At 62.1% G+C, this 16,806-nt stretch carries 15 protein-coding genes; 12 read left to right on the top strand and 3 right to left on the bottom strand.

Going from position 1 to position 16,806, the window contains the following annotated elements; all coding sequences use genetic code 11:
• Positions 1-202 precede the first annotated feature (202 nt).
• Positions 203-1,627: an aspartate ammonia-lyase gene (gene aspA, locus LOY37_RS27075; RefSeq protein WP_045199650.1), complete on the bottom strand. Its 1,425-nt coding sequence runs from the start codon at positions 1,625-1,627 to the stop codon at positions 203-205.
• 177 nt (positions 1,628-1,804) lie between these two features.
• On the opposite strand from aspA, the gene LOY37_RS27070 reads away from it, so the two are divergent.
• The 5 genes from LOY37_RS27070 (at position 1,805) to LOY37_RS27050 (ending at position 5,426) form a co-directional block, all read left to right on the top strand.
• On the top strand, positions 1,805-2,713 hold the full coding sequence (locus LOY37_RS27070) for a LysR substrate-binding domain-containing protein (RefSeq protein ID WP_045199499.1): 909 nt from the start codon (positions 1,805-1,807) through the stop codon (positions 2,711-2,713).
• Between the two features lie 202 nt (positions 2,714-2,915).
• Positions 2,916-3,407, top strand: a complete 492-nt coding sequence (gene purE, locus LOY37_RS27065) for a 5-(carboxyamino)imidazole ribonucleotide mutase (protein ID WP_038615995.1) — start codon at positions 2,916-2,918, stop codon at positions 3,405-3,407.
• Positions 3,408-3,417: 10 nt separating this feature from the next.
• Positions 3,418-4,500, top strand: a complete 1,083-nt coding sequence (locus tag LOY37_RS27060) for a 5-(carboxyamino)imidazole ribonucleotide synthase (protein WP_093377936.1) — start codon at positions 3,418-3,420, stop codon at positions 4,498-4,500.
• 93 nt (positions 4,501-4,593) lie between these two features.
• Complete coding sequence (locus tag LOY37_RS27055; protein WP_045199503.1) at positions 4,594-4,842, top strand: GlsB/YeaQ/YmgE family stress response membrane protein; 249 nt, start codon at positions 4,594-4,596, stop codon at positions 4,840-4,842.
• A gap of 50 nt (positions 4,843-4,892) precedes the next feature.
• Positions 4,893-5,426, top strand: coding sequence for a DUF3299 domain-containing protein (locus LOY37_RS27050; protein ID WP_045199652.1), 534 nt, complete (start codon positions 4,893-4,895; stop codon positions 5,424-5,426).
• A gap of 65 nt (positions 5,427-5,491) precedes the next feature.
• On the opposite strand, the gene LOY37_RS27045 is transcribed toward LOY37_RS27050, so the two are convergent.
• Complete coding sequence (locus LOY37_RS27045; RefSeq protein ID WP_093377946.1) at positions 5,492-6,388, bottom strand: D-hexose-6-phosphate mutarotase; 897 nt, start codon at positions 6,386-6,388, stop codon at positions 5,492-5,494.
• 72 nt (positions 6,389-6,460) lie between these two features.
• Positions 6,461-6,862 carry an acyl-CoA thioesterase gene (locus tag LOY37_RS27040; RefSeq protein WP_009402429.1) on the bottom strand — a complete coding sequence of 134 codons (402 nt, stop codon included), beginning with the start codon at positions 6,860-6,862 and terminating at the stop codon, positions 6,461-6,463.
• A 373-nt stretch (positions 6,863-7,235) separates the two neighbouring features.
• Between LOY37_RS27040 and LOY37_RS27035 the strand changes: the two genes are divergently transcribed.
• The 7 genes from LOY37_RS27035 to LOY37_RS27005 all read left to right on the top strand — a co-directional run bounded on the left by LOY37_RS27035 (position 7,236) and on the right by LOY37_RS27005 (position 16,661).
• The gene (locus LOY37_RS27035; RefSeq protein WP_045199508.1) at positions 7,236-8,525 is read left to right on the top strand and encodes an MFS transporter; all 1,290 of its coding nucleotides are present in this window, start codon (positions 7,236-7,238) and stop codon (positions 8,523-8,525) included.
• A 161-nt stretch (positions 8,526-8,686) separates the two neighbouring features.
• Entirely contained in the window at positions 8,687-9,685 is a 999-nt protein-coding gene (locus LOY37_RS27030; RefSeq protein WP_045199510.1) for a phosphate ABC transporter substrate-binding protein PstS, read from the top strand.
• Positions 9,686-9,824: 139 nt separating this feature from the next.
• Positions 9,825-12,113 carry an ABC transporter permease subunit gene (locus LOY37_RS27025; protein WP_045199513.1) on the top strand — a complete coding sequence of 763 codons (2,289 nt, stop codon included), beginning with the start codon at positions 9,825-9,827 and terminating at the stop codon, positions 12,111-12,113.
• Positions 12,114-12,184: 71 nt separating this feature from the next.
• Entirely contained in the window at positions 12,185-13,801 is a 1,617-nt protein-coding gene (pstA, locus tag LOY37_RS27020; protein WP_176794310.1) for a phosphate ABC transporter permease PstA, read from the top strand.
• A gap of 97 nt (positions 13,802-13,898) precedes the next feature.
• Positions 13,899-14,732, top strand: coding sequence for a phosphate ABC transporter ATP-binding protein PstB (pstB, locus tag LOY37_RS27015; RefSeq protein WP_045199517.1), 834 nt, complete (start codon positions 13,899-13,901; stop codon positions 14,730-14,732).
• Positions 14,733-14,853: 121 nt separating this feature from the next.
• Complete coding sequence (gene phoU / locus LOY37_RS27010) at positions 14,854-15,612, top strand: phosphate signaling complex protein PhoU (protein WP_038997986.1); 759 nt, start codon at positions 14,854-14,856, stop codon at positions 15,610-15,612.
• Between the two features lie 152 nt (positions 15,613-15,764).
• The gene (locus tag LOY37_RS27005; RefSeq protein WP_045199519.1) at positions 15,765-16,661 is read left to right on the top strand and encodes a response regulator; all 897 of its coding nucleotides are present in this window, start codon (positions 15,765-15,767) and stop codon (positions 16,659-16,661) included.
• Positions 16,662-16,806: the final 145 nt, after the last annotated feature.

Genomic DNA, 16,806 nt, shown 5'->3' with positions numbered 1-16,806 from the left:
ATGACTTTGCTGCGTGTAGCGCCAGGGTGCTGGCACGCAAGAGGGCGGGCACTATACCGATGCGAGCGCCGCGCGTCTGCCTTGGCGTGGCGGATATGCCATCTGAAAGGGCATAAAAAAAGGGCCCGGGGAATGATCCCTGGGCCCTCAAAAGGTGAGAGGTGTCTAGTCCCTCGACCTGGTGAGCGTGTTACAGCATCGGTTACGCCTTGAGCGGCACCAGACGCGGAGCAATCATGTTTTCCGGACGCAGGATGTCGTTGAGCATCTCTTCGTCCAGCAGGCCTTCCTCGCGGACCAGTTCCAGCACGCCACGGCCGCTTTCCAGGGCGATGGCAGCGATACGGGTGGCGTTTTCGTAGCCGATGTACGGGTTCAGGGCGGTGACCAGGCCGATCGAGTGCTCGACCAGTTCACGGCAGCGCTGTTCGTTGGCGGTGATGCCGACGATGCAGTGCTCGCGCAGCATGTCCATGGCGCGTTGCAGCAGGCGGATCGAGTCGAAGATCTTGTAGGCGATCAGCGGCTCCATGACGTTCAGCTGCAGCTGGCCACCTTCGGCGGCGACGGTCAGGGCCAGGTCGTTACCCATGATGGCGAAGGCCACCTGGTTGACCGCTTCCGGGATTACCGGGTTGACCTTGCCTGGCATGATCGAGCTGCCTGGCTGACGCGCTGGCAGGTTGATTTCGTTGATGCCGGTACGTGGGCCGCTGGACAGCAGGCGCAGGTCGTTGCAGATCTTCGACAGCTTGACCGCGGTGCGCTTGAGCATGCCCGAGAACAGGACGAAGGCGCCCATGTCCGAGGTGGCTTCGATCAGGTCGGCAGCCGGGACCAGCGGCTGGCCGCTGATGGTGGCCAGGCGCTGAACGGCCAAGAGCTGGTAGCCAGGGTCGGCGTTGATGCCGGTACCGATGGCGGTACCACCCAGGTTGATTTCAGTCAGCAGCTCTGGCGCCAGCGAACGCAGACGGTTGAGGTCTTCGGTCATGGTGGTGGCGAAGGCGCGGAATTCCTGGCCCAGGGTCATCGGCACGGCGTCCTGCAGCTGGGTACGGCCCATCTTCAGTACGTGGTCGAATTCCTGGCCTTTGGCAGCGAAGGCCTGGATCAGGCTGTCGAGGCTGGCCAGCAGGGCGTCGTGACCCAGCAGCAGACCCAGGCGGATCGCAGTCGGGTAGGCGTCGTTGGTCGACTGCGCCATGTTCACGTCGTTGTTCGGGTGCAGGTACTTGTACTCGCCTTTCTGGTGGCCCATGGCCTCCAGCGCGATGTTGGCGATGACTTCGTTGGCGTTCATGTTGGTAGAAGTACCAGCACCGCCTTGAATCATGTCGACCACGAACTGCTCGTGGTAGTCGCCGCGGATCAGACGGGCGCAAGCCTCGCTGATGGCAGCGTGCTTGGCATCGCTCAGGTGACCCAGCTCGCGGTTGGCGTCAGCAGCAGCCTGTTTGACCATGGCCAGGGCCACAACCAGTTTAGGGTAGTGCGACAGCGGAACGCCGGAGAGGTGGAAGTTGTTGGCAGCACGCAGAGTCTGGATACCGTAGTAGGCATCGGCAGGAACTTCGAGGGTGCCAAGCAGATCTTTTTCGACACGGAACGATGCAGCAGCGGACATGATGGATATCATCTCGATTTTGACCCGGCACATGCCGGAATGGCGCCAATCCTAGGCCCGCGCCGATTTTGCGGCCAATGCTGTTGCACGCTAACCTATGCACAAACGGCATACGGGTTGATGTGACGCCAACTGCCGATCGAGCGTGTTCAATTTTGGTGCATGCCTGGAGAGCCCATGAACCTTGAGAGCAAATGGCTGGAAGATTTCAGTGCCCTGGCCGCCACCCGCAGCTTTTCCCAGGCCGCCGAGCGCCGCTTTGTCACCCAGCCGGCCTTCAGCCGACGCATTCGCAGCCTGGAAGCGGCATTGGGGCTGACCCTGGTCAACCGCTCGCGCACGCCGATCGAGCTGACGGCGGCGGGGCAATTGTTTTTGGTGACGGCGCGTACGGTGGTTGATCAGCTGGGCGAGGTGCTGCGCCATCTGCATCACCTGGAAGGCGGGCAGGGCGAGGTGATCCAGGTGTCAGCGGCGCACTCGCTGGCGCTGGGGTTCTTTCCGCGCTGGATCGCGCAGTTGCGCAACGACGGCCTGAACATCGCCACGCGTTTGGTCGCGACCAACGTCGGCGACGCTGTGCATGCCCTGCGCGAAGGCGGTTGTGATCTGATGCTGGCGTTCTACGACCCCGATGCCGCCTTGCAGATGGATGCGGAGATCTTCCCCTCGTTGCACCTGGGTCACACTGAAATGCTGCCCGTGTGCGCCGCCGATGCCGACGGCAAGCCGCTGTTCGACCTGGAAGGCGAGGGCAGCGTGCCGCTACTGGCCTATAGCGCCGGGGCGTTCCTTGGGCGTTCGGTCAATCTGCTGCTGCGCCAGCGCAACCTGCGCTTTACCACTGTCTATGAAACGGCGATGGCCGACAGCCTCAAGAGCATGGCCCTCGAAGGCCTGGGCATCGCCTGGGTGCCGAGGCTGTCGGCGCGGGCCGAACTTGAACGCGGTGAGCTGGTGATTTGCGGCGGTAGCCAGTGGCACGTACCGCTGGAAATCCGCCTGTATCGCTGCGCCCTGGTGCGCAAGGCCAACGTGCGCCTGCTGTGGCGCAAGCTGGAGGGTGGGCCGGCGACGCCGGCTTGACCCGAAAGTCAGCCAAAGCCCCGAAAAATAAGGCCGACAGTTGGTCGTCGGAGTGCATTAAGCGCACCGCTTTGCGATATACTGCGCGGCCTTCGGTCGGTTTCACCCGGCCCTAATTCGTATAACAAGCCACGCCGGTTGTCCCCGCGTGGCTTGTTGTTTTTTGACGCGCCTGCGGGCGCCCAAGAGAAGAGGCTCGACGATGAGTGCACTGGTTGGCGTGATCATGGGCTCCAAGTCCGATTGGTCCACCCTTAGCCACACCGCCGATATGCTGGAAAAACTCGGCATTCCCTACGAGGTCAAGGTGGTCTCTGCCCACCGTACCCCGGACCTGCTGTTCCAGTATGCCGAAGAGGCCGAAGGCCGTGGCATCGAGGTGATCATCGCCGGCGCCGGTGGCGCTGCCCACCTGCCAGGCATGTGCGCGGCCAAGACCCACCTGCCGGTGCTGGGCGTACCGGTGCAGTCGTCGATGCTCTCGGGTGTCGATTCGCTGCTGTCGATCGTGCAGATGCCGGCCGGCATTCCGGTTGCCACCCTGGCGATCGGCAAGGCTGGCGCGATCAACGCCGCGCTGCTCTCGGCGAGCATCCTCGGCGCCAAGCACCCGCAGTTCCACACTGTGCTCAAACAGTTCCGCGCTGAGCAGACAGACAACGTTCTGGACAATCCAGATCCGCGCCAGGCTTGAGGTCAAAAGCATGAAAATCGGTGTAATCGGTGGCGGCCAGCTGGGCCGCATGTTGGCCCTGGCAGGTACTCCGCTGGGCATGAACTTCGCTTTCCTCGACCCGGCTCCGGACGCCTGCGCGGCGCCCCTGGGCGAGCACCTGCGCGCCGATTACGGTGACCAGGACCACCTGCGGCAGTTGGCCGACGAAGTTGACCTGGTGACCTTCGAGTTCGAAAGCGTCCCGGCAGAAACCGTGGCCTTCCTTTCGCAGTTCGTGCCGGTCTACCCGAGCGCCGAGTCGCTGCGTATCGCCCGCGATCGCTGGTTCGAAAAGAGCATGTTCAAGGACCTGGGCATTCCCACCCCGGCTTTCGCCGATATCCAGTCGCAAGCGGACCTGGAGGCCGCCGTTGCCAGCATCGGCCTGCCTGCCGTGCTCAAGACCCGCACCTTGGGTTATGATGGCAAAGGTCAGAAAGTGCTGCGAACTGCCGCAGATGTTGTGGGTACTTTCGCCGAACTGGGCAGCGTGCCGTGCCTGCTCGAAGGCTTCGTGCCGTTCACCGGCGAAGTGTCGCTGATCGCCGTGCGTGCACGCGATGGCGAAACCCGCTTCTACCCGCTGGTGCACAACACCCACGAGAACGGCATCCTGCGTTTGTCGGTGGCCAGCGAAGACCACCTGCTGCAGGGCCTGGCCGAAGACTACGCCGGTCGCGTGCTCAAGCAGCTCGACTACGTCGGTGTGCTGGCCTTCGAGTTCTTCGAAGTCGATGGCGGCCTTAAAGCCAACGAGATCGCCCCGCGGGTGCACAATTCCGGGCACTGGACCATCGAAGGCGCCGAGTGCAGCCAGTTTGAGAACCACCTGCGCGCCGTTGCCGGCCTGCCGCTGGGTTCGACCGCCAAGGTCGGCGAAAGCGCCATGCTCAACTTCATCGGCGAAGTGCCGGCAGTCGACCAGGTGATCGCCATCGACGAATGCCACCTGCACCACTACGGCAAGGCCTTCAAGGTCGGTCGCAAGGTTGGCCACGCCACCCTGCGCTGCGACGACCTGACGACCCTGGAGCAAAAAATCCAGCAAGTCGAAGCCCTGATCAAGGGCTGAAGGGAACCTTCCCGCCCCGCTGTCCCTCTGATGGCAGGATGCCAAAGCGCTGACTAGGCTTTGGCATGCGCCATTCAACTCAGAGGGATTGCCATGGGTATCATCGGAACCATCTTCATCGGCCTGATCGTCGGTCTGCTGGCACGCTTTCTAAAGCCTGGCGACGACAGCATGGGCTGGATCATGACCATTCTGCTGGGCATTGCCGGTTCGCTCGCCGCGACCTACGGCGGCCAGGCGCTGGGCATCTATCAGGCTGGAGAGGGTGCAGGTTTCCTCGGCGCGCTGGTGGGCGCGATTATCCTGTTGGTGATCTACGGGCTGGTCGTCAAAAAGAGCTGACGGCAGGCTAGAATGCTCGGCACCGAATTCCTTCGTTGCCGAGCTTTTTCATGCGCCGTGTATTACTGCTTTCTCTGTTGCTGCTGAGCGGCCTGGCCCGGGCTGAGTTGCCGGAAACCGACTGGCTGGAGCTGATGCCCAAGTCGGACCAGAAAGCCCTCGAGCAGATGCCCGAAATCGACCACAACTCCCCGGAAGCCATGGGCACCTTCAGCGAAAAGGGTGGCCTCAAGCAGAGCAAGGGCTTGCCGGCAGTGATGTATTCGACCAAGACCGTGGCCGCCATGAATGGCAAGCACATCCGCCTGGGCGGGTATCCGGTGCCGCTGGAAACCGACGCCAAGGGCAACAGCACGTTGTTCTTCCTGGTGCCTTACCCCGGCGCCTGCATCCACGTACCGCCGCCACCACCGAACCAGCTGGTGCTGGTGCGCTATCCCAAGGGCTTGAAGCTCGACGATATCTACACGCCGCTGTGGGTCAACGGTACGTTGAAGGTGGAGACGGTCAGCAATGACCTGGCGGATGCGGCCTATGCAATGGATGCAGCCAAGGTGCGGGTGGTGGAAGACGCCGATCTTTGAATGATCGCGGGGCAAGCTTGCTCCCACCGGATACTGTGGGAGCGGGCTTGCCCCGCGATAGTGATCTAGAGCTGTTCGCTATCGATTTTCAGACTCAGCGAATGGGTTGCCCCAGGCGCCAGTGTCACCACATCGTCCCACACGTTCGCGGTCTCGATGCAGAGCATGCGCTGCCAGCCATCATCGGCCATGTCCGGCAACTCAGCGGCACGCTCGGTCCAGGGGTTCCAGATCACAGCCGTACGCGAACCCTGGGCCGTTATCACCACGCGACGATTCCAGGCCGGGTCGACGATGCTCAGTTGCTCGGGCGCCTGCAGATAAATGCGGTCGGTTTCACCGGCAAAGCCCAGCGCGCCTTGCTGCTGGCGCTGCTCCCAGTTGGCCAGGGTTTCGATGTAGTTCAGACCATCGACACCTTCGACCTGGACCTCGCGCACATCGCTGACCGCGAAGTAGCTGTGCAGCGCCTGGCTGAGGGTGACCGGGACGTTGTCGAGGTTATAGCTGGAGAGGGTGATGCTCAGCTGTTCGCCCATGACGATGGTCAGCTTGAGCTCAACGATGTGTGGCCAGCCGGGCAGGTCGCCTTTGGCCTCTGGCAGGGTGAATTCGATTGTTACATTGCCGTCCTTCACGGCGATGCCCAGCAATTGCCAGTCACGACCGCGCACCAGGCCATGGGCCGGGCCGTCTTCAGCGCGATACATGGCCTGCACGGCATCGGGGTTGCGCTTGAAAATGCCAAACCAGGGCCAGCACACCGGAACCCCGGCGCGCACGGACTTGCCCTGCCTGAAGATGGCCTGTTCGCTGAGCCACAGCAAAGGTGGCTCGCCGAGCCGCTGATAGCTGAGCACCTGCGCGCCTTGCTGGGCGACCAGCAATTCAGCCGTGTCGCTGGTGATGCGCCAGCAATTGAGCTCGCCGTGCTTTTCGGATTCGACCTTGGGTGTGGACATGCGCTTTATCTCGTAGGTTTGCCGTACGGCCTTGGACCGCTTGCATACCTTCGAGTTTACCGCGCAGCGGTCTCAGCGACGAGGAGGAACCGAGCGGGTGCGCCCGCTGCCGTCGATGGCGACGAACACGAATACCGCTTCGGTCACCTTGCGCCACTCGCTGGACAGCGGGTCGTCGCTCCACACCTCGACCATCATCTGGATCGAGCTGCGGCCGATTTCCAGGGTCTGGGTATAGAAGGACAATTGCGCGCCGACTGCCACCGGCACCAGGAATGCCATGCGATCGATGGCCACGGTAGCTACCCGGCCACCGGCAACGCGACTGGCCATGGCGGTACCGGCCAGGTCCATCTGGGCGACCAGCCAGCCGCCGAAGATATCGCCGAAACCGTTGGTTTCACGGGGCAATGCGGTGATCTGCAAGGCCAGGTCGCCTTGCGGGATAGGATCTTCTTGTTCGAGTTCAATCATGCCGGGGGTGCCTCTGACCCATGACGCTTCGTTGGTTGGCGCTATGACAGACGCCTCGAAAAACGATTCAGCACAACTATTCTACGCTGCTTTCGCTTTGCCAGGCGGCGAAGGGAAACTCTGCGAAACCGACTAAGCATACCTAGCGGCGTTTTCGCACAACATCCTTCAGAAGGCGCAACCCTTTCCTACAGGCGGCCAGTATATAGAGCCGAAAGCGCAGCGACGACCATGCAGTCATGAATACTTGTATTGAATTTGTACTGCTATGTGCTTTTTCTGCCAATTTGCTATCTTTCCAGGCTGCCCAGGCCCAAACCCGCGTGCCAGGCGGCCTGCACCCCCAATAAGAAATGCCAAACAAGAGAGACCTATGACCTCCGTGCCCGGCAGTATCGCGCAGCCTTCGAGGCCGCTGACCCGCAGTGACTACAAGACCTTGTCGCTTTCCGCCTTGGGCGGTGCGCTGGAGTTCTACGATTTCATCATCTTCGTGTTCTTCGCCACGGTGGTCGGCAAGCTGTTCTTTCCCGCCGAAATGCCTGAATGGCTGCGTTTGATGCAAACGTTTGGCATCTTTGCCGCCGGCTACCTGGCGCGGCCGCTGGGCGGCATCGTCATGGCCCACTTCGGCGACCTGCTGGGGCGCAAGAAGATGTTCACTCTGAGCATTTTCATGATGGCGGTGCCGACCCTGATCATGGGCTTGCTGCCGACCTATGCGCAGATCGGCCTGTGGGCTCCGATCCTGTTGCTGGTGATGCGGGTGATCCAGGGCGCGGCGATTGGCGGTGAAGTGCCGGGCGCCTGGGTGTTCGTCTCCGAGCACGTGCCGGCGCGCAACACCGGGTACGCTTGCGGCACGCTGACGGCGGGGCTGACTGCCGGGATTCTGCTCGGTTCGCTGGTGGCGACGCTGATCAACACGGTTTACAGCCAGCAGGAAGTGGCCGATTACGCCTGGCGTATTCCGTTCCTGCTCGGCGGCGTGTTTGGCTTGTTCGCGGTCTATCTGCGCCGCTGGCTGCACGAAACCCCGGTGTTTGCCGAGATGCAGGCGCGCAAGGCGCTGGCCGAAGAAGTGCCGCTGCGCGCGGTATTGCGCGACCACCGTGGCGCCATCGTGCTGTCGATGCTGCTGACCTGGCTGCTGTCGGCCGGCATTGTCGTGGTGATCCTGATGACCCCGGCGCTGCTGCAGAGCCTTTATCAGGTCAGTCCGACCGATTCGCTGAAGGCCAACAGCCTGGCTATCGTCCTGCTCAGCCTCGGTTGCATCGGCACCGGCGCGCTGGCCGACCGTTTTGGCGCCGGGCGGGTGTTCATTGTTGGCAGCCTGGCGCTGCTGGTGACCTCCTGGACCTTCTATCACACGCTGCCTACCCACCCCGAGTGGCTGTTCCCGTTGTATGCCTTGACCGGCTTGTGTGTCGGCATCGTCGGCGCCGTGCCGTATGTCATGGTTAAAGCCTTCCCGCCGGTAGTTCGGTTCAGTGGCCTGTCGTTTTCCTACAACCTGGCCTACGCGATCTTCGGCGGCCTGACGCCGATGGCCGTCACCGCGATGCTCAAGTTCAGCCCGATGGCGCCGGCTTATTACGTTGCTGGTATCTGCACCATTGGTCTGCTGGTGGGTATTTATCTGACCGCGAAAAAGCGCTGAAACCGCTCTAAATCAAACCTCGCAACATTTTGAAAAGGCCATCACCGCTCGCCGGTGATGGCCTTTCATCTAATTGTCACATTCGATTCATAGAGTAGTCATACGGCCTGCAGATACTTGGGCCCGATCCATCTCACCCCAATTCCTGCTAGGAGCAAGGCATGAAACTGAAGCGTTTGATGGCGGCCCTGACTTTCGTCGCCGCTGGCGTTGCCACCGCCAATGCGGTTGCCGCTGTTGACCCTGCTATTCCGACCTACACCAAGACCACCGGTGTGTCGGGCAACCTCTCCAGCGTCGGTTCCGATACCCTGGCCAACCTCATGACCCTGTGGGCCGAGGCCTACAAAAAGGAATATCCGAACGTCAACATCCAGATTCAGGCTGCCGGCTCCTCCACCGCGCCACCCGCGCTGACTGAAGGCACCGCCAACCTCGGCCCGATGAGCCGCAAGATGAAGGACGTCGAGCTGCAGGCCTTCGAACAGAAGTACGGCTACAAGCCAACCGCCATCCCGGTTGCCGTCGACGCCCTGGCCGTATTCGTACACAAGGACAACCCGATCAAAGGCCTGACCATGGCCCAGGTCGATGCAATCTTCTCTTCGACCCGCCTGTGCGGCGCCAAGGCCGACGTGAAAACCTGGGGTGACCTGGGCGTGACCGGCGACCTGGCCAACAAGCCAGTGCAGCTGTTCGGCCGTAACTCGGTGTCCGGCACCTACGGCTACTTCAAGGAAGAAGCCCTGTGCAAAGGCGACTTCAAGCCTAACGTCAACGAACAACCTGGCTCGGCTTCGGTCGTGCAGTCGATCAGCAGCTCGCTGAACGGCATCGGTTACTCGGGCATCGGCTACAAAACCGCCAGCGTCAAGACTGTAGCCCTGGCCAAGAAAGAAGGCGGTGCCTTCGTTGAAGACAACGAAGCCAACGCCCTGAACGGCACCTACCCGCTGTCGCGCTTCCTCTACGTCTACGTCAACAAGGCGCCGAACAAGCCTCTGGCCCCGCTGGAAGCCGAGTTCGTCAAGCTGGTGCTGTCGCAAGCCGGCCAGCAAGTGGTGGTGAAGGATGGTTACATCCCGCTGCCAGCCAAAGTGGTTGATAAAGCCCTGGCTGACCTGGGCCTGAATCACAACGGCAACGTTGCGAAGAAGTAACTGAAGGACCGGCGGGGGCGGGTTTTGTCCCGGTCTCGCCACTCATTGCGAGTCCGCTGCCAGGGGTATCTGCGCGGCGGGCTTTTTTGCGTCACTGCATTGTCATGTTTTTGTCATACGGGACCGCTAGGGTGTGCGCATGAATGATCTGGCCAACTCCACCATGACCCAAAATTCTCCCCCCGTGCGGATTGACTTCAATACGCCCGAACTGCAACGCAAGCGGCGCATGCGTGCGCTCAAGGATCGCCTGACCCGCTGGTATGTACTGGTGGGCGGGCTTGCCGTGCTGGCAGCCATTACCCTGATCTTCTTCTACCTGGCCTATGTGGTCGTACCGCTGTTCCAGGGCGCTACCCTGACCAGCAAGAAGGCCCTGGAGCCGACCTGGCTGCAGCAGGACGCCGGCAAGCCGCTGATGATCGCCCTGGAAGAGCAGAACCTGGTCGGCATGCGGGTTTCCGACAAGGGCCAGGCGCTGTTCTTCGACACCAAGAGCGGTGCCGAGCTCAAGCGCGTCGAACTGCCGGTGCCGGCTGGCACCCAGGTGACCTCGATCGGTGCCGATCAGCCGGGTAACCCGCTGGTGGTGCTGGGCCTGTCCAATGGCCAGGCGCTGGTGTTCAGTCATAGCTACAAGATCACCTACCCGGACAACAAGAAAACCATCACTCCGGCCATCGACTACCCCTATGGCCAGGAGCCCTTCGCCCTGGATGACCAGGGCCGGGCGCTGGAGCATGTCAGCCTCAACGTCAATGGCGAGACCCTGGTGGTGGCCGGTTCCACCGGTGCGCACCTGCAGGTGGTGTCGCTGAGCCGCGAAGAGAACATGATGACCGGCGAAGTCACCAGCGAGCAGAGCCGTATCGAGCTGCCGCAGATGACCGAAGCGGTCAAAGCCATTTTCATCGACCCGCGCCAGCAGTGGTTGTATGTCATTAACGGTCGTGCCCAGGCTGACGTTTTCAGCCTGCGCGACAAGAGCCTCAACGGCCGCTACAAGCTGCTTGACGACGGCAATGCCGAAGTCACCGCCAGCACTCAGCTGGTGGGTGGTATCTCGCTGATCATCGGTGACTCCAAGGGCGGCCTGGCCCAGTGGTTCATGGCCCGCGACCCGGATGGCGAGCAGCGCTTCAAGCGCATTCGCGAGTTCCAGATGGGCAAGGCGCCGGTGGTGCAGATCGATGCCGAAGAGCGCCGCAAGGGCTTCGTTGCCCTCGACGCTGACGGCAAGCTCGGCGTGTTCCACAGCACCGCGCACCGTACCCTGCTGGTCGAGCCGGCCGCTGAAGGCGCGGGCATTCTGGCGCTGTCGCCACGGGCCAACCGCATCATCATCGAAGAAGGCGGCAAGCTGCTGCCGCTGACCCTGAAGAACCCGCACCCGGAAGTGTCCTGGAGCGCGCTGTGGAGCAAGGTCTGGTACGAGAACTACGACGAGCCCAAGTATGTCTGGCAGTCGACCGCCTCGAACACCGACTTCGAACCCAAGCTGAGCCTGTCGCCGCTGACCTTCGGTACCTTGAAGGCCGCGTTCTACGCGATGATCCTCGCTGCGCCGCTGGCCATTGCCGCCGCCATCTACACCGCCTACTTCATGGCCCCGGGCATGCGCCGCAAGGTCAAGCCGGTGATCGAACTGATGGAGGCGATGCCGACGGTGATTCTCGGCTTCTTCGCCGGCCTGTTCCTGGCGCCGTTCCTTGAAGGCCACCTGCCGGGTGTGTTCAGCCTGTTCCTGTTGATGCCGCTGGGCATCCTGGTCGCCGGCTTCGCCTGGAGCCGCCTGCCCGAGTCGCTGCGCCTGCGGGTTCCGGATGGCTGGGAAGCGGCGATCCTGATCCCGGTGATCCTCTTCACCGGCTGGTTCGCCCTGTACATGAGCCCGTTCATCGAGACCTGGTTCTTCGACGGCGACATGCGCCTGTGGATTACCAACGACCTGGGTATCACCTACGACCAGCGCAACGCCCTGGTGGTCGGTATCGCCATGGGTTTTGCGGTGATCCCGAACATCTACTCGATCGCTGAAGACGCCGTGTTCAGCGTGCCGCGCAGCCTGACCCTGGGTTCGCTGGCACTCGGTGCCACGCCATGGCAGACCTTGACCCGCGTGGTCATCCTGACCGCAAGCCCGGGGATCTTCTCGGCGCTGATGATCGGCATGGGCCGCGCGGTGGGTGAAACCATGATCGTGCTGATGGCCACCGGCAACACCCCGGTCATGGAAATGAACCTGTTCGAAGGTATGCGCACCCTGGCGGCCAACGTTGCGGTGGAGATGCCCGAGTCGGAAGTCGGTGGCAGTCACTACCGCGTGCTGTTCCTCGCCGCGCTGGTGCTGCTGATGTTCACCTTCGTGATGAACACCTTGGCCGAGCTGATTCGCCAGCGTCTGCGCAAGAAATACTCGTCGCTTTGATAGAAAGGTAGCGATCCGTGAAAAAGGATTCCCTCAAAAGCTGGTTCAAGAGCGGCGCCCCCGGCGTCTGGATGAGCGGTGGCGCGGTCGCCATCGCGGTGATCATGACCATCGGTCTGCTCGCCGTGATCGCCGTGCGCGGCCTGGGCCATTTCTGGCCGGCCGACCTGCTGCAAGCCAGCTACAACGTGCCTGGCCAGGCCAACCACATCGTCGTTGGCGAAGTGGTGCAGAAGGAAGAGGTACCCCGTGCCCGTTTGAAAGGTGCCGGCCTGCCGGTGCCTGATGAAGGCCCGGAGTTCATGACCCGCGAGCTGATCAAGGTCGGTAACCGCGACCTCAACGGTAGCGACTTCACCTGGGTGGTCGGCGAATGGCTGACCGACCAGCACAAGCCGGTCGACCTGATCGCCCTGGAGCGCCGCGAGTGGGGCAACTTCTATGGCTACCTGGTCAGCGTCAAGGAAAACGGCAAGGTCGTCGCCGAAGGCCAGGCGGCCTGGCGCGAGCTGCAAGATCGCCTCAAGCGTGCCGACAAGCTGGCCGGCGAGCTGCAGAAGCTCGAGAAGAAGGACATCGGTGCGATCAACTACGGTCTTGAGCGTCTGCGCCTGCAGACCCGCAAGCTGGAGCTGGACGGCAAGCTGGACGCCGCTGCCCAGGCCGATATCGAAGCCGAGCGCGCCGAGCTGAACAACCGCTACAAGGCCATCGAAGAGCGTCTGGGCGGCCTGCACCAGGACTTCGGCCGCGACAGCCTGGTGGCCAAGGACGGTAATGGTCGTGAGGTGGAAATCAACCTGAGCAAGGTGGTGCATGCCTACCAGCCGAACGGCATGGGTATCTTCACCAAGCTGGGCGTGTATTTTGCCAAGGTCTGGGAATTCCTCAGCGACGACCCGCGTGAGGCCAACACCGAAGGCGGGATCTTCCCGGCGATCTTCGGTACCGTGATGATGACCCTGATCATGGCCGTGATCGTCACCCCGTTCGGCGTGCTGGCGGCGGTGTACCTGCGTGAATATGCGCGTCAGGGCCCGGTGACCCGCCTGATCCGTATTGCGGTGAACAACCTCGCCGGTGTTCCGGCGATCGTTTACGGCGTGTTCGGCCTGGGCTTCTTCGTCTATGTGCTGGGTGGCTCGCTCGACCGGCTGTTCTTCCCCGAAGCGCTGCCGGCGCCGACCCTGGGTACCCCGGGGCTGCTCTGGGCTTCGCTGACCCTGGCGCTGCTGGCGGTGCCGGTGGTGATCGTGGCCACAGAAGAAGGCCTGGCGCGGATTCCGCGTACGGTCCGTGAAGGCTCGCTGGCGCTCGGTGCAACCAAGGCCGAGACCCTGTGGAAGATCGTCCTGCCCATGGCCAGCCCGGCGATGATGACCGGCATGATCCTCGCCGTGGCCCGGGCCGCCGGTGAAGTGGCGCCGCTGATGCTGGTAGGTGTGGTGAAGCTGGCGCCGTCGCTGCCGGTGGACGGCAATTACCCGTACCTGCACCTGGACCAGAAGATCATGCACCTGGGCTTCCACATCTATGACGTCGGCTTCCAGAGCCCGAACGTCGAGGCCGCGCGGCCGCTGGTGTACGCCACGGCATTGCTGCTGGTGCTGGTAATCGCCACCCTGAACCTCTCGGCGGTATGGATTCGTAACCACCTGCGCGAGAAGTACAAGGCGCTGGACAGTTGACTGAAAGCTATTAGCCATAAGCGGCAAGCTACACGCCGCTTTTGCTCAAACTTGCAGCTTGCAGCTAGAAGCTTGCAGCTACAAACGGAGTGAAATCATGCAACATGAAACCCATTCTCACGGTATAGACATGTCGGCCCTGGGTCGCGACAAACAGAGCCTGCGCCTGGCTGAAGAAACCGTAGCCATCGAAGTGCCGGGCCTGAGCCTGTACTACGGCGACAAGCAAGCGCTGTTCGATGTCAGCATGAACATCCCCAAGCAGCGTGTGACCGCTTTCATCGGCCCGTCCGGCTGCGGTAAATCGACCTTGCTGCGCACCTTCAACCGCATGAACGACCTGGTTGACGGCTGCCGCGTGGACGGCGCGATCAACCTTTACGGCAACAACATCTACCGCAAGGGCGAAGACGTCGCCGAACTGCGCCGCCGGGTTGGCATGGTGTTCCAGAAGCCCAATCCGTTCCCCAAGACCATTTACGAGAACGTGGTCTACGGCCTGCGTATCCAGGGCATCAACAAGAAGCGCGTGCTCGACGAAGCCGTGGAGTGGGCGCTCAAGGGTGCGGCGCTGTGGGAGGAGGTCAAGGACCGCCTGCACGAGTCGGCGCTGGGCCTGTCCGGTGGTCAGCAGCAGCGCCTGGTGATTGCCCGTACCATTGCCGTGGAGCCGGAAGTACTGCTGCTCGATGAGCCGTGCTCGGCACTCGACCCGATCTCGACGCTGAAGGTCGAAGAGCTTATCTACGAGCTCAAGTCCAAGTACACCATCGTCATCGTTACCCATAACATGCAGCAGGCGGCGCGGGTCTCTGACTACACCGCATTCATGTACATGGGCAAGCTGGTGGAGTTCGGTGATACCGACACGCTGTTCACCAATCCGGCGAAGAAGCAGACCGAAGACTACATCACCGGCCGGTATGGCTAGCGGCAGTTGCAAGCTTCAAGCCGCAAGCTGCAAGAAAGTGGCGAGCGTGAAGCCCGGGAACGACACGAACAAACTTGAAGCTTGAAGCTTGCTACTTGAAGCTTTTTCGCGGAGCGAAAGCATGATCGATAAAGACAGCCTTACCCACCATATCTCCCAGCAGTTCAACGCCGAACTCGAAGAGGTTCGCAGCCACCTCCTGGCGATGGGCGGCCTGGTCGAGAAGCAGGTCAACGATGCGGTTACCGCGCTGATCGAGGCCGACTCGGGCCTGGCCCAGCAGGTGCGCGAAGTCGACGAGCAGATCAACCAGATGGAGCGCAACATCGACGAAGAGTGCGTGCGCATTCTGGCCCGACGTCAGCCGGCGGCGTCTGACCTGCGCCTGATCATCAGCATTTCCAAGTCGGTAATTGACCTGGAGCGCATCGGCGACGAGTCGACCAAGATTGCCCGTCGCGCCATCCAGCTGTGCGAAGAAGGTGAATCGCCTCGCGGTTACGTTGAAGTGCGTCACATCGGCGACCAGGTGCGCAACATGGTCCGTGATGCCCTGGATGCCTTTGCCCGTTTCGACGCCGACCTGGCGCTGTCGGTGGCCCAGTACGACAAGACCATCGACCGCGAGTACAAGACCGCGCTGCGCGAGCTGGTCACCTACATGATGGAAGATCCACGCTCGATCTCGCGCGTTCTCAGCGTGATCTGGGCGCTGCGTTCGCTGGAGCGTATCGGCGACCACGCGCGCAACATCTCCGAGCTGGTGATCTACCTGGTGCGCGGTACCGACGTCCGTCACCTGGGCCTCAAGCGTATGCAGGAAGAGGTTCAGCGCAGCGGCGAAAAGGCTAATGTTCCGGGCAAATCTGACGATAACTAAGACTGCCCGAGAATGAACGCCCGGCCTTGGCCGGGCGTTTTCGTTTGCGGGTGAGGCAGCCGCGAACGAAACAACGAGTCCCGGCGTGACCCAATGTTTGGCAAATGGCCATCAGTCAGCGTTATGCTAGTCGGGATTCAATAGGAGTGGCGATGAGTAAAGTCAGTGTGTTGGTTGTGGATGATGCGCCGTTCATTCGCGACCTGGTCAAGAAGTGCCTGCGTAACTACTTCCCCGGTATCGTCATCGAAGATGCGGTCAACGGCCGCAAGGCCCAGACCTTGCTGAGCCGTGAGGCTTTCGACCTGGTCCTGTGCGACTGGGAAATGCCGGAAATGTCCGGCCTTGAGCTGCTGACCTGGTGCCGTCAGCAAGAGTCGATGAAGACCCTGCCGTTCATCATGGTGACCAGCCGTGGCGACAAGGAGAACGTGGTCCAGGCGATTCAGGCCGGGGTCTCGGATTTCGTCGGCAAGCCGTTCACCAACGAGCAACTGCTGACCAAGGTGAAAAAAGCCCTGACCAAGGTCGGCAAGCTCGACACCTTGCTGGCCAGTGCGCCGACCCGCGCGACGTCGGCGTTTGCCAACGACTCGCTGAGCGCCCTGACTGGCGGCCGTGCCGAAACGGTCAAGCCGACAGCCCCGGTGGCCCCGGTAGCCGCGGCCAAACCCCTGGTGAGCGCTCCCAAGCCTGCAGCTGCGGCGCCGGCAGGGCGTGGCCAGGGCCAACTGCGCCTGCCAAGCGGCGTGCAGCCGTGTGTGATCAAGGCCTTGAGCCTCAAGGAAGCGCTGCTGGTGGTGCGTCGTGGCGAAACCCTGCCACAGGTTCTGGAAGGCGCGGTACTCGACCTGGAGCAGGGCGAGAACGCCGAGATCGCCCGCCTCAACGGCTACCTGCATGCGGTTGCCGCGCTGGAGCCGAAACCGGACAGCGACTGGTTGCAACTGACCTTCAAGTTCGTTGACCAGGATGCGCAGAAGCTCGACTACCTGTCGCGCCTGATCGCCCGCGGTTCGGCGCAGAAGCACTTCGTGCCAGGGGCCTGAAGGCCTTGTGGGAGCGGGCCTTGCCCCGCGATCGAGCGCGCAGCGGTCGCAATCCAGACAACACCTGATGTATTGACTGGCCTGGCCTCTTCGCGGGGCAAGCCGGCGCCTACAGGAGCCGGCCTTGCCGGCGATCAATGCACCG

Origin of the sequence: Pseudomonas sp. B21-012 (assembly GCF_024749305.1) — a bacterium.
In the GTDB taxonomy this organism is placed as follows: domain Bacteria; phylum Pseudomonadota; class Gammaproteobacteria; order Pseudomonadales; family Pseudomonadaceae; genus Aquipseudomonas.
The sequence above is the reverse complement of the archived record's forward strand: the minus strand, read 5'-3'. Positions and strand labels throughout refer to the sequence as shown.